The following is a 13,230-nucleotide window of genomic DNA, read 5'->3' as shown; positions in this document are numbered from 1 at the left end:
AAACTTGGGAGATTTTAGTTACGCAGCTTGACGATAATGATCAAACCACACCTGTCTTGGCGATTTATAGCCCAAGCCCTTTTGAATCCTAGTCTGGTTGTAATATAGCTCGATATATCTAATGATATCGGTAATGGCAGCAAATCTGGTCTCATAGTCTTAATGATATACCAGCTCATTCTTCAACACGCCCCAAAAGCTTTTTATTGGTGCATTGCCATAGCAATTACCTTTGCCACTCATTGAGCCTGTAAACAGATGCTGTTTAATGATCTTGTGGTAGGCATGGCTACAGTACTGACTGCCTCTATCAGAATGCACAATTAGCCCTTGGCTTGGACGTCTGTTCTTGATGGCCATGTTCAATGCCTTACAGACTAAATCTGCGGTCATGCGCTTATTTGTGGCGTAGCCAACCAGCTCTTTAGTATATAAGTCCTTGACCCCTGCTAAATACAGCCAGCCTTCATGGATCCAGATATAGGTGATGTCACTGACCCAAGACTCATTAGGACGCTTAGCATCAAACTGCTGATCCAACACGTTTGGATAAACCATTTTATTATGGTTTGAGTCCGTAGTGACTTTAAAGCGTTTGTGGCGACGACATTTGATATCATACTCTTCTTTGATGCGTCGAACCATGTACAAGCTAATGTCATGGCCTTGCTCAGTCAGCTTTGCATGCAGTCACTCGTAACCGTAGTGCTCTTTAGTTTCACTGTGAGTAGCTCTGACAAGTAGTTCACAATAGTTACGATATATCTGCTGGTCGCTGATGTCACGACCCAGCCAGTCATAGTAGCTAGAACGCTCAATCCTTAATACACGGCACATAGAGACGATACTAAAGACCTGTCTATTAGTTTTTATAAAGGCGTACTTCGCTAACTGTTTTTCGCAAAGTACGCCGTCGCCTTTTTTAGGATCTCTCGTTCCTCTTCGGCTACTTTAAGCTGTCGTTTGAGCTGCTTTATTTCCTGAAGAGCCGTCATAAGATCAGGATCATATTGAGCTGTTCCTGCAAGTTTGCCTTGATTGGCTTTATTATTCCAATTAGATAAGGTCTGCATGGCGATGCCAAGCTGCTTTGCAGTCGCTGAAATATTGCCATTATTATCTGATATCTTTTTGACAGCTTCGGCTTTGAATTCTTCACTATAGGTTCTAATTTTCTTGACCATGATAAACTCCGATTAATACGCTTAGTTTACCAAGTTTATCTCTACGGTTTCTTCAGCATAGCTCAACCTTATCAAGCAAGGTTTAAATATAATTGATGATTATAGCAAGAATCCTGATGGACAATGTCAAGAAGACAGCTTCTTTGCTTATCCAGTTGACAAAAATACTAGCTTAAGTTTGTATCATCTTTTAAAAAAGAATGCTGTGGTTTGTATTATCCCAGACGGTCTGCCTGAGCTTTTATTTAACCCAGACTTTGTTTAAAAAACATAAAGTTAGAGTAGATGTCGAAAGTGCTACTCTGAAAGAAAGGAAAAATAGTGAGAAGGCACAATTTAGGTACATACATTTTCTGATGACGTCTTCTGAGAATGCGAAAGTAGAAGGTTTTAATCGATATATAGTCTCTATTTCCGCTACAGCACATGTGTTACGGACAAAAAAGCCTCCTATTTTTCGAGAATTGTATTTAAGAATTTCAAAAAAACAAGTATTAAAATAAATTTAAGAGGCCGTCATTAAGGTGGTTGGGTTATGTGAGCCAATACAAGATTTTATCAAAGTATGTACGTAGCTGGCATTATATTTATATCAAATTTATAGAGGTTTAATACAAGATCAAAAATGGTGACAGCTAACATCACTTATTATAGATTTCTTAACTGCTCGATTAACCAACGATGTATACCACTGTCGCTGGTACGTGGATGCCATGCCGCGATGACTTTAAAAGTGGGCGGTAATGCTTCAACCTCAAGCTCTTTGACTTTGCTGTTCGGCAATAGCCGCGAAGGATAAAACGCAATCATATCGGTCGTGTGCAAAATATCTGGTACGGCTGAAAAGCTAGGCACCGACATCACAATATTGCGTTTAAGGCCTCTTGTAGCAAACCATTGATCATGAGAGCCGCGTAAATTAGCACGCGAGGGTGACACGACCAGCTGCGCGTGTGCGGCCACTTGCGCCAGTGTTAATGCCTCTGTTGCAAAGGTATTTTCACAGCCCGTAATGCATGAATGCTGCTCTTCAAACAGAGTGACATACGATAAGTTATCTGGGATGAATTCGGGAAAGGTAATCAATAAATCAAGCTCGCCTGCTGCAATCAGCTGATTGATATTGTCTGAGGCAAAATCACGGACGATCAGCTTCAGATCTGGCGCGTCGCGTCGCGTAATATTAAACAATTGCGGTAATAGTGCCTGCGTTGCATAGTCGGTCGCACTAATCGTAAATACGCCTTTGTATGTGTGCGGCATAAAAACCTCTGGCTCTAACAAATCTTCTAACTGTTTTAGTATATCGTCAAGGGATTGCTGCATCGATAGTGCCTTTGGCGTTGCCACCATGCTATTGCCTTGACGAATAAACAAGCGATCATCAAACACCTCACGTAACTTACGCAGCTGCTCACTGATGGCTTGTTGAGTTAACCCCATTTTGCGTGCGACTTGCGACAAGTTTTTTAGATCAAGCAGCGCCTGTAATACTCTAAGTTGCTTAATATCGAGCCGATTCATTCCATTCATAATGCATACCATTAATAGTTGTATCTTAAACAATAAGTGGTTGTTTCTAATTGTACCCTCTAAACGCTATGCTGACTAACATTGCTTAAGTAGCCACTAAATGAGCTATTAAGCATAAAAACAGGCCAAATACCTTTAATAATAAGCCAACAGCTGCTTTAAAAGAGACATCTATGACACAAACCATTCTCAACACAAATACACTATTTTCCTCTGTAGCACTTGGGCCTTATACGCTTAAAAACCGCATCGTAATGCCACCGTTGACACGCTCTCGCAGTACGCAACCTGACAATATCCCTAATGACTTAATGGCAGAATACTATGCACAGCGCGCGTCAGCTGGATTTATGGTGACTGAGGGCACACAAATTGAACCAAGAGGCCAAGGCTATGCTTGGACGCCAGGTATTCATTCACCAGCCCAAGTTGAAGGCTGGAAAAAAGTCACGCAAGCAGTACATGACAAAGGCGGTATTATTTTTGCTCAGCTTTGGCACGTGGGCCGTGTGTCGCACACCAGCTTGCAGCCTAACGGTGCTCAGCCTGTAGGTCCGTCAGCGATTGCTGCTGATAATGTAAAAGTATTTATTGAAACAGGTCCAGGTACAGGCGCATTGGCCGATCCAAGTGCGCCACGCGCACTCAGTACCGATGAAGTTGGTGAGCTGGTAAATATGTATGTGGCAGCTGCGCGCAATGCATTGGAGGCAGGGTTTGATGGGGTAGAGCTACATTGTGCCAATGGCTATTTGGTCAATCAGTTTATCTCTGAGCATACCAATCACCGTGATGACCAATATGGTGGGTCGTTGACCAATCGTCTGCGCTTCTTAAAAGAAATCGTCGCTGCTGTCAGTGATGTGGTCGGTGCTGATCGTTTGGGCGTGCGTTTTGCGCCATTATTTGCCAGTACCACTGAGACACGTGTGTATTTGGGCTTGGTAGAATCAGATCCCCATCATACGTATATTGAAGCGGTCAAAGTGCTTGAGCAAGCTGGCATTGCTTACTTGTCCATAGCCGAAGCCGATTGGGACAAGGCACCTGATTTACCAGACACTTTTTATCAAGCGGTCAGAGAAGCGTTTTCAGGCCGTATTGTTTATGCTGGCAAGTACACGGTACAAAAAGCTGTGAACATTTTAGAAAAAGGCTACGGTGATTTATTTGCGTTTGGTCGCCCATTTATTGCCAATCCGGATTTACCAGAGCGTATTGCCAATAACTGGCCATTGAATGAGGCAGACCCTGCCACTATGTATGGTGGTACTGATGTGGGCTACAGTGATTATCCTTACTATCAAGAATAGCAAAGCACATAAACAGTGAACAAGATAAGGCCATTAATACTAATGGCCTTATTTTTGTTTATAAATTTGGGACTTGTAGGATATTCCCAAACAGTCAATCATCAAGCGACAATTATCGTTTTTGTCGCGTATAGATTTTTTATCAATAGGTAGTAGGCAATGAATCAGAATACTAAAGAAAGATTGATACGTATATTGGTAGGGTATGTTGGACTTTATCCAACGCTCCTAATCGTATTAACGTTATTGAAGCCTGTGACTCAAGGATTAAGCCTACCAGTGGTGGTATTAATCGAAGCCATCATACTTGTGCCCTTGACACAGCTGGTATCATTCCCACTAGCAGGCAAGCTGATTGATATGCTGAGAAAAGACAAGTAAAGTGACCTATGCTGTCAAATCCGTAGAAACCCTATGAGCACCTTTAATTAGAGCAACATTATCAGATAAAGAAGCCAATATAGGCTTCTTCGAATATTCAGGAATTCACGATGAAAAATATTTTGATTATTGGGTTAGTGGCTACTGTCCTAGCAGGCTGTAGCTCATTTGAGCGCGACACTATGTCTGTGACGCAAGTAAAGCCCGTGACGAAAGTAAAAAGCGCTGCTGCGACAGTGGGACAGATAGAAAACGTTGTCGGTTTACCTATTCGTCCAGGTAACGTCATGGCTACTAGCGATGGTCGAGTATTTTCTACCGTACATCCGAACGACGGTGAGCAGGGCGTGCAGTTATTTAAAGTGACTGGCGCCAACAGTTATCAGCCTTGGCCTTCAAATAAATTTCAATCACCTAAAGGTCAATATAGCGAAGCGACCATTGATACGCCACTAGGTATCACCAAAGACAATCAAGGTGGGTTATGGATTGTCGATATGGGTCAGCACATCGGTAAAACTCGTGTTTGGGGCTTTGATATCAAAACCGGTGCATTGATTAGTAAAATCGAGATACCCACAGACATCGCACCAAAAAACAGCTTTGTACAAGACTTAGTGGTCGATAGAAAAAATGGATGGATTTATTTAGCCGATATCCCCAATCCAGCCATTATTGCTATTAATATGAACACCAATGAAATGCGTCGTTTTGGCAACCACGTCGCTTTACAACCGGAAGCTGACGCAAAAATGGTGATTAATGGCGTGGATATCATGCTAGGTGGTCAGCCGACAAACAATGGTATCAATCCAATTACGATGTCAGCTGATAATAATACGATTTATTTTGGCGCGATGAATGGTAAATCTTGGTACAGCTTAGATGCTACCTTGTTCAGAGCGAAAGCCAGTGATGAGCAGATTGGTAAGAGCATTATCCGTGTTGGTGACAAGCCTGTATCTGATGGTGCTACTACAGACAGTCACGGGAACCACTACTTTACCAACTTAAATGACAATGGCGTAGATGTGCTTGATAATAAAGGCCAGCTAACCTCGTTAGTGCGAGACAGTCGATTTGATTGGCCTGACAACGTGTCTTTAGATAGCAATGGCTGGTTATACGTTGTGGCAAACCAATTACATAAAACACCGCCGTTCACTGGCACTGTCGATCAAGGCCAACCACCTTATCATATCTATAGAGTGTGGGTAGGGAAGCACTAATCTAAAAAAGTTACCTTGTTTAAAACAAATCATTTATTTTAATTTTACAATATAACTCAGAGCTGATTGAATAATGATGATAAATGGTTTATAACAGACAAAAAAAGCCCCAGTCGTTAGACTGGGGCTTTCTAAATATTTGGTAGGCATAAGCAGATTCGAACTGCTGACCTCTACCATGTCAAGGTAGCGCTCTAACCAACTGAGCTATACGCCTATTTAGGTTGAGCATTTTAGCAAGTTTTGACGACTTTGCAAGCGTTTATTTATGAAAAGCCAAATTATTATTATAAGGTTGCTATTTTGAAGTGAGATTTTATTGTTAATTAACAATTGGTGTTATTCTACTGTCCGTATCAAGTACATATTTTCATGGATTGTGCTTTTAGTACTGTACTGTGGTTTTGCAATTTTTATTTGTGTTAAAATGCCCGTCGAATGGCTCATTCAACCTAGGGTCTGTCATCATTTAAGACAATCAACACGCCCAACTGACGACAGTTTTTATCCTCATTTTTTAATGGCGATACGCCCTAATAGCTATACGGCAAAAAGCAATATAAATACACTAGCAACACTGTGTCGCTTTCAAAGTGTTTTAGCTATGTATTCTAGCTATCTATAAAATTATTTCTAAAAAACCAGCTATACAAGGTATTTTGAATATGGAACAAACACCAAGCACTATCGAACAAAGACCTGTATTCATGCCCAGAGTTAACAGTGATAATCTGGTAAAAACTGATATGGTTCGATTTGAGCGGCATGTAGGATTTGCCAGTCGTCAGAAGAAAAAATCCATTAATGACTTGCATCAAGTGATTCGTAAGAAGTATGGCTTTAGTAATGTCTTAGAGCTCTCTAGCAAATCAGGTAATAAGTTGAGCTTTTCACTCAGTCCATTGAGTTTACAGCTAACGAATGAGTACAATGAGCATAGTGGTCAGCACTGTAGTGTCGAAAACGCCTTTCAAAGCAGCATGGTATTTGAATACGGAGGTCCCTTTACTGATCTTCTAACGGTAGCGCCAAGACAAGCCAAAAAAGATGAGCGCTTGGTCACTTCAGGTGAGCTAATTGGCTATAATTATTTTGGTCTAGAGTGGAGCGTAGAGCCATTAACTACCTTTTATGATTGGCTCTATGTGACGGCTCTAAAGCAAAACCCTATGCTTGCCGAGCAGGTTATGCAGTATCAAGCTTTTACTAATATTGAGTTTAATCCCAAAAAGTCCATTCATTGCTCAGCCTATGCACTAGCTATGTTTGTAGCGCTGAGTAAACGCGAATTGCTCGATGGTGTCGAAGACCCGATGACGTTTTTTAACTTATATCATGAGTTTAAAGTCAGTAATACGGAGTCATTGTTAGAAGAAGGTTGGATTTAGTAGTTATAAAGTTTTTGATAGCAATAGAGTGCTTTTTGGCCGGGTAAAGATAAAATCATGCAAATTACACTTGTAAAAAAATGTGTTTGCCTGTATGTTAAACAACAACTTCAATGATGCTGGCTTTAATTGGTTGCTAAATATCTAGGCTTCAGTATCTACGCTTCAGTACCTAAACTTTTTCAACCCAAACTCCTTCGTTGAACAGTCCCAAAACATTCGTATTATTCGTACAAACCGTTACCGCAAGACACACCATAAAAAGAAAGCAGTAAGCAGCCTAGTGATAAGTCACCTGCAACTTCTTTTTTTGACATGGTTAATTTTTAAAATCTATAAAATACTTAAATCTGCACAACACAAAAAATTGTATGAGTCAGGAAGACTCTTGCATTTATTTTGCCCTGATACTCTATATATGCAATTTTTGTGTACCTTCTATATACACTAACAAGGATGTGACTCATGTCGTTACAGAACCCTATTTTTATTCCTGGTCCTACCAACATACCAGAAAGACTTCGTCATGCGATGAACGTGCCAACTCAAGATCATCGCGCTCCTGATTTTTCCCAAACGTTTTTACCCGTGCTGGCTGATGCCAAAAAGGTATTTGAAACCGAAGATGGTGAAGTACTTTTATTTACCTCTAGTGGCACAGGTGGCTGGGAAGCGGCTATCAGCAATACTTTGTCACCAGGTGATAAAGTGCTCATCGCCCGTTATGGTATGTTCTCGCATCGCTGGATTGATATGTGCCAGCGTCATGGTCTAGATCTACAAGTTATCGAATGTGCTTGGGGCGAGGGCGCTCCTGCCGATCAGTTTCAGGCTATTTTAGCAGCCGATACCAATCACGAAATCAAAGCACTGATGGTCACCCATAATGAAACCGCGACTGGTGTTCTAAGTGATATTGGCGCGGTTCGCACCGCCATGGATAGCAGTGATCATCCAGCATTGTTATTCGTTGATGGTGTCAGCTCAATCGCGTCTGTACCTTTTAAAATGGATGAGTGGGGCGTTGATATTGCAGTAGCAGGCTCACAAAAGGGCTTTATGCTGGCTACAGGTATGGCCGTATTAGCGATTAGCCCAAAAGCACTAGCGGCTATGGATCAAGCAAAACTGCCACGTACTTATTTTGACTTCCGTGACATGCTAAAAGCCAATGCTAATGGTGGTTTTCCTTATACCCCACCACTGAATCTGATTTATGGCATGAGAGCCAGTCTTGATATGCTGTTTGAAGAAGGCCTTGAGAATGTCTACGCACGTCATTATCGTTTAGCCGAAGGTGTGCGCCAAGCAGTTAGCGCATGGGGCTTTAAGCTTGCGGCAAAATCACCTGAATTATATTCTCAAACGGTAAGCGCGATCTATGTTCCAGAAGGCTTTAACAGTAATGAGCTGACCGATCACGCCTTTAACAAGTACGGCATCTCTTTTGGAGTCGGCTTAGGTGAGATGGCAGGTAAAGCATTTAGAATAGGCCATTTAGGATCACTTACTGAGGTAATGGTGTTATCAGGACTTGCTACGCTTGAGATGGCAATGGCTGACTTGGATTATCCAATCACCCTAGGTCAAGGCGTTGCTGCTGCCCAAGAGTATTACCGCAATAACTAATTATCAAAATAACTAATTATCGCAATAACTAACTAGCGCAATAACCGAATGGCGAATAGATAGTAGAAAGACAAATAAAAAATAGACAAGGAGTTTTTTATGATTACTAATGAAGATGGTTTAACAATTCCAACCCTTGACGATATGCTTGAGGCGCATGAGCGCATTAAGCCATATATTCATCGTACTCCTGTTTTGACCTCATCGTTTTTGAACGAGCTGGCTGGCTGTGAGATGTTCTTTAAGTGCGAAAACTTTCAAAAAGCAGGCGCTTTTAAAGTTCGTGGTGCTTCAAACGCCGTATTTGGCTTGAGTGATGAAGAAGCCAAAAATGGTGTCTGTACGCATAGCTCAGGTAACCATGCACTATCTTTATCTTATGCGGCAGGTCAGCGCGGTGTACCTTGTAATGTGGTCATGCCTTATAGCGCACCTGAAGCCAAAAAAGCGGCAGTACGTGGTTACGGCGGTATTATCACTGAATGTCAGCCATCAACGACTTCACGTGAAGAAGTGTTTGCTAAGATTCAAGAAGAAACTGGCGGTGATTTTGTCCATCCGTACAATGACCCACGCGTTATCGCAGGACAAGCGACTTGCTCACGTGAGTTTTTGGAGCAAATGGAAGAGCGCGGCGTAACACCTGATATGGTTGTTGCCCCAATCGGTGGCGGCGGTATGATTTCAGGTACTTGCTTGACCTTGTCGAACTTAGCCCCTGATGTCAAAATCTATGCCGCTGAGCCTGTCAATGCTGATGATGCAGCGCGCTCATTTAAAGCCGGTCATATTATCGCTGATGATGCCCCAGATACTATCGCTGATGGCCTAAAGGTGCCATTGAAAGATTTGACTTGGCATTTTGTTAGCAACTATGTCACTGATATTCTGACCGCGACCGAAGAAGAAATCGTTGAAGCGATGAAACTGACTTGGACGCATATGAAAATTGTCATTGAGCCAAGCTGTGCTGTACCACTTGCGGTTATCTTGAAGAACAAAGACGTGTTTGCAGGTAAGAAGGTTGGGGTTATTATCACAGGTGGTAACGTAGATCTTGATAAACTGCCTTGGAACTAATCTTAAGCCATTAAGTGTTAGCAGCTAAGAAACAATAGCAACTAAGCAACACTAATTAGGTATTGATGCTAAGTATGATCTTTAAATACTTGGCGCAACAAAACTGGGCATTGATTAAGCGTAAGTTATGCGCAAGTTAATGACCCTTTTATAGTCACATACAATCAATCAAAATAAATGGAGCATGAGAATGATTACTGAAGAATTAGAAGTTGGTTTTAACGTCCCTGCTGAAGTTGGTATGGATGAAGCTGATATTCAAACCCCTTGCTTGATCTTGGATCTTGACGCCCTTGAGCGTAACGTCAAAAAAATGGGCGACTATGCTAAAGACCATGGTATGCGTCATCGTAGCCACGGTAAAATGCATAAGTCAGTTGACGTACAAAAACTGCAAGAAGAGATGGGCGGCGCTATCGGCGTATGCTGTCAGAAAGTATCAGAGGCGGAAGTGTTTGCACGCGGTGGTATCAAAGATATCTTAGTATCAAACCAAGTACGTGAGCCTGCTAAGCTCAAGCGTTTAGCTAACTTACCTAAACTAGGTGCAAAAGTCACCGTCTGTGTCGATGATGTCGATAGCGCTGCCGAGTTATCAGCTGCTGCAACCGAAGCTGGCACTGAGCTTAACTGCTATATCGAAATTGACTGTGGCGCGGGTCGTTGTGGCGTGACGACTACTGAAGCAGTAGTAGAGATTGCTAAAGCGATTGATGCTGCTGAAAATATCCATTTCACGGGTATTCAAGCCTACCAAGGTGCGATGCAGCACATGGACAGTTACAGTGATCGTAAAGCTAAAACTCAAATCGCTATCGATCAAGTACAAGAAGCTATCGATGCGCTAACTGAGATTGGTCTAAAGCCAGAATTCGTTTCAGGTGGTGGTACAGGTAGTTACTACTTCGAAAGTAATTCAGGTGTTTTCAACGAATTACAGTGTGGTTCTTACGCCTTTATGGATGCTGACTATGGTCGCATCTTAGATGAAGACGGTAACCGTATTGATGCTGGTGAGTGGGAAAATGCCTTATTCATCCTGACTTCTGTGATGAGCCATGCAAAACCTGACAAAGCTATCGTTGATGCAGGTCTAAAAGCACAATCAGTAGATAGTGGCCTACCATTCATCTACGGTCGTGATGACGTTGAATATGTTAAGTGCTCAGATGAGCATGGCGTAGTAAGCGATCCTGATGCTGTGCTAAAAATTAATGAAAAACTAAAACTAGTACCAGGTCATTGTGATCCTACTTGTAACATTCATGACTTCTACATTGGCGTACGTAACGGCAAAGTTGAGTCTGTATGGCCAGTATCTGCACGTGGTCGCGCATACTAATTAGTGCAAAGCTAGAACTACTAGCCATTCGTTTAATTTTATCCGTTTAGTTTAACAGGGGCTGTTGTAGCTTTAGCCTACAGCGGCCCCTAATTTTATAAAAAATATTTAAAATTTTTTAAGAATTTGATAAACATCAATAATAAAAGGAATTTATGATGAGTACAGCTAATAACGATGTTAATAACAACGATGCCAATAACGAAGGCTTAATCATTGTCTCAGAAGAGGCCTGTAAATCAGTCATTGATCGCCCTTCAGCATTTATTGCGGTTGAAAACGTATTCGCTTCAATGGCAAGCGGAGATGCTTATAACTTCCCTGTTATTCGTGAAGCTATCGGCTATGCTGATGCGCTTTATGGCTTCAAATCAGGCTTTGATAAAAAAGGTAAGTCATTAGGTCTAAAGTCAGGCGGCTACTGGCCTGGCAATGCGGCTAAAGGCTTGACTAACCATCAATCCACCATCTTTTTATTCAATCCTGATAATGGTAAATTACGTGCGCTCGTCGGCGGCAACTATCTAACTGCGGTTCGTACTGCCGCGGCATCATCGGTATCAATCGCCCATTTAGCTCGCAAAGATAGCAAGGTTATCGGTATGGTTGGTGCAGGTCACCAGTCTACCTTTCAGTTACGTGCGGCTCTTGAGCAACGCAGTTTTGAAAAGGTAGTCGCTTGGAATAAAGATGCTGATCAACTTGGCAACTTAAAAGCCGTTGCTGATGAGGCTGGTATCCCGTTTGAGTCAGTTGATCGTGAGCAGTTGTGTGCCGAGGCTGATGTCATCATCACGATTACCTCAGCGTTTGAGCCATTATTGATGAAAGATTGGATCAAACCAGGTACGCATATCGCTTGCATGGGTACGGATACGGTCGGTAAGCAAGAAGTAGATGCTGATCTGATGGCAGTTGCGACCGTATTTACTGATGAAATTGCACAGTCTATTAGCTTAGGTGAAACCCAGCACGCGATCAAAGCGGGCACGATCAAAGAGTCTGACATCACGCCAATCGGTGCGGTCATCAATGGCGACCATGCGGGTCGTAGCAATGATGATGAGATTACCTTATTTGATGGTACGGGCGTTGGCTTGCAGGATTTAGCCGTTGCCTCTGCTGCTGCCAAACTTGCGGTCGAAAAAGGCGAAGCTCAGCATATCTCGCTATAATTTTTTAAAGTTATTATGAAATAGCTTATACCTTTTTAGAGCAGCCAAATAATTCGTTATTTGGCTGCTTTTTTATACTTATCAATCAATACCCTCTCTAAATGCTAAATAAGCCTTGGTAATAGCATCCGCATCCTCTATTTGCGGATAATGTCCTAGCATGGGCATTGTCGTAATATTGGCATTAGGAATCAGCTTACGATAATGATCGATCATGTGCTGACCTGAGATCGGATCTTTTGCGCCAGCGATTAGCTTGATCGGTATTAAGCTGTCAGTAATTGTACCTACCCAACGCGCGCGATACTGTTTACGCTGTGGAATATAATTGATTAATTTGTGCATTACCCTCAAGCCATTATTGTAGCTAAGCAGCTGCCATAACGTATCAATAGTCTCAGATGTTGGCTGAGTATTAGGACCGAATATTTTTTGCAAATTAGTGGCAAATTTCTGCTTGGTGATGAGCTTTGAGATCAAAAAACCTAATGGTGAGAGTAATAACTTTTGAATGAGTATTGGCTTATGAGTTTCAGGAAATAGACCACCATTTAAAAAGCAGACACTGGCGATGTGTTTCTTATTAATATCGCTATCATAAACTTGCCTTGCTAGTAGCTCTTGCGCGACGGTATCGCCATAATCATGCGCCAAAATATGATAGCTATCAATATTAAGTCCATCTAGTACAGTCTCAAAAAGATCGGCTTGTTCGCTGAGCAGATAGTTTGCATTTTTAGGTTTATCCGACAAGCCAAAACCTAGCATATCAAGTGTGATCACATAGTAGTGCTGTGTCAGCTCATCCCACATGCCCTCCCAATCCCAACTAGCACTAGGGTAACCGTGAATCAATACTAAGGCTGGCGCGTTTTTATCACCTGCAAAGCGAGTAAAAATCTGCTGTCCATTAATAAACTGATATTGTCCCTGATTTTGCCAATCGCTCAAAGTGACCATTATCGCAGCTCCTTTA

General features: G+C 42.1%; 10 protein-coding genes, 1 tRNA gene and 1 pseudogene. 8 read left to right on the top strand and 4 right to left on the bottom strand.

Annotation, left to right across the window (positions count from 1 at the left end; all coding sequences use genetic code 11):
- Positions 1-18: 18 nt before the first annotated feature.
- Both ACR63T_RS10235 and ACR63T_RS10230 read right to left on the bottom strand, forming a co-directional pair.
- Positions 19-1,184, bottom strand: a pseudogene (locus ACR63T_RS10235) (IS3 family transposase).
- Between the two features lie 648 nt (positions 1,185-1,832).
- On the bottom strand, positions 1,833-2,717 hold the full coding sequence (locus ACR63T_RS10230; protein WP_472783925.1) for a LysR substrate-binding domain-containing protein: 885 nt from the start codon (positions 2,715-2,717) through the stop codon (positions 1,833-1,835).
- Between the two features lie 173 nt (positions 2,718-2,890).
- Here ACR63T_RS10230 and ACR63T_RS10225 point away from each other — a divergent pair, with 173 nt between their 5' ends.
- The 3 genes from ACR63T_RS10225 to ACR63T_RS10215 all read left to right on the top strand — a co-directional run bounded on the left by ACR63T_RS10225 (position 2,891) and on the right by ACR63T_RS10215 (position 5,640).
- On the top strand, positions 2,891-4,030 hold the full coding sequence (locus ACR63T_RS10225; RefSeq protein ID WP_472783924.1) for an alkene reductase: 1,140 nt from the start codon (positions 2,891-2,893) through the stop codon (positions 4,028-4,030).
- A gap of 159 nt (positions 4,031-4,189) precedes the next feature.
- A complete protein-coding gene (locus ACR63T_RS10220) occupies positions 4,190-4,411 on the top strand; it encodes a hypothetical protein (protein WP_472783923.1) in 222 nt (73 codons plus the stop codon).
- Positions 4,412-4,521: 110 nt separating this feature from the next.
- The gene (locus ACR63T_RS10215; protein ID WP_472783922.1) at positions 4,522-5,640 is read left to right on the top strand and encodes an L-dopachrome tautomerase-related protein; all 1,119 of its coding nucleotides are present in this window, start codon (positions 4,522-4,524) and stop codon (positions 5,638-5,640) included.
- 140 nt (positions 5,641-5,780) lie between these two features.
- Here ACR63T_RS10215 and ACR63T_RS10210 read toward each other — a convergent pair.
- Positions 5,781-5,857 (bottom strand) — tRNA-Val (locus ACR63T_RS10210).
- Between the two features lie 448 nt (positions 5,858-6,305).
- Between ACR63T_RS10210 and ACR63T_RS10205 the strand changes: the two genes are divergently transcribed.
- The 5 genes from ACR63T_RS10205 (at position 6,306) to bhcD (ending at position 12,254) form a co-directional block, all read left to right on the top strand.
- Entirely contained in the window at positions 6,306-7,028 is a 723-nt protein-coding gene (locus tag ACR63T_RS10205) for a DarT1-associated NADAR antitoxin family protein (protein WP_472783921.1), read from the top strand.
- A gap of 465 nt (positions 7,029-7,493) precedes the next feature.
- Positions 7,494-8,657: an L-aspartate--glyoxylate aminotransferase BhcA gene (gene bhcA, locus ACR63T_RS10200; RefSeq protein ID WP_472783920.1), complete on the top strand. Its 1,164-nt coding sequence runs from the start codon at positions 7,494-7,496 to the stop codon at positions 8,655-8,657.
- A 99-nt stretch (positions 8,658-8,756) separates the two neighbouring features.
- A complete protein-coding gene (bhcB, locus tag ACR63T_RS10195) occupies positions 8,757-9,737 on the top strand; it encodes a beta-hydroxyaspartate dehydratase BhcB (RefSeq protein ID WP_201569884.1) in 981 nt (326 codons plus the stop codon).
- Between the two features lie 190 nt (positions 9,738-9,927).
- Positions 9,928-11,079, top strand: a complete 1,152-nt coding sequence (gene bhcC / locus ACR63T_RS10190; protein ID WP_201569883.1) for a 3-hydroxy-D-aspartate aldolase BhcC — start codon at positions 9,928-9,930, stop codon at positions 11,077-11,079.
- 155 nt (positions 11,080-11,234) lie between these two features.
- Positions 11,235-12,254 (top strand): iminosuccinate reductase BhcD, encoded by a 1,020-nt coding sequence (bhcD, locus tag ACR63T_RS10185; RefSeq protein ID WP_472783919.1) that lies wholly within the window; start codon positions 11,235-11,237, stop codon positions 12,252-12,254.
- An 81-nt stretch (positions 12,255-12,335) separates the two neighbouring features.
- Here bhcD and ACR63T_RS10180 read toward each other — a convergent pair whose 3' ends face one another.
- A complete protein-coding gene (locus ACR63T_RS10180) occupies positions 12,336-13,214 on the bottom strand; it encodes an alpha/beta fold hydrolase (RefSeq protein ID WP_472783918.1) in 879 nt (292 codons plus the stop codon).
- Positions 13,215-13,230 lie beyond the last annotated feature (16 nt).

This window comes from Psychrobacter sp. M17(2026) (assembly GCF_055699815.1).
Note: the sequence above shows the minus strand (reverse complement) of the source record. Positions and strands in the feature narration are given on the sequence as shown.

Bases quoted from the DNA above. Each gene is read 5' to 3' on its own strand.
- ACR63T_RS10230 (WP_472783925.1), bottom strand. From the start codon at position 2,717: ATGAATGGAATGAATCGGCTCGATATTAAGCAACTTAGAGTATTACAG.
- ACR63T_RS10225 (WP_472783924.1), top strand. From the start codon at position 2,891: ATGACACAAACCATTCTCAACACAAATACACTATTTTCCTCTGTAGCA.
- ACR63T_RS10220 (WP_472783923.1), top strand. From the start codon at position 4,190: ATGAATCAGAATACTAAAGAAAGATTGATACGTATATTGGTAGGGTAT.
- ACR63T_RS10215 (WP_472783922.1), top strand. From the start codon at position 4,522: ATGAAAAATATTTTGATTATTGGGTTAGTGGCTACTGTCCTAGCAGGC.
- ACR63T_RS10205 (WP_472783921.1), top strand. From the start codon at position 6,306: ATGGAACAAACACCAAGCACTATCGAACAAAGACCTGTATTCATGCCC.
- bhcA (WP_472783920.1), top strand. From the start codon at position 7,494: ATGTCGTTACAGAACCCTATTTTTATTCCTGGTCCTACCAACATACCA.
- bhcB (WP_201569884.1), top strand. From the start codon at position 8,757: ATGATTACTAATGAAGATGGTTTAACAATTCCAACCCTTGACGATATG.
- bhcC (WP_201569883.1), top strand. From the start codon at position 9,928: ATGATTACTGAAGAATTAGAAGTTGGTTTTAACGTCCCTGCTGAAGTT.
- bhcD (WP_472783919.1), top strand. From the start codon at position 11,235: ATGATGAGTACAGCTAATAACGATGTTAATAACAACGATGCCAATAAC.
- ACR63T_RS10180 (WP_472783918.1), bottom strand. From the start codon at position 13,214: ATGGTCACTTTGAGCGATTGGCAAAATCAGGGACAATATCAGTTTATT.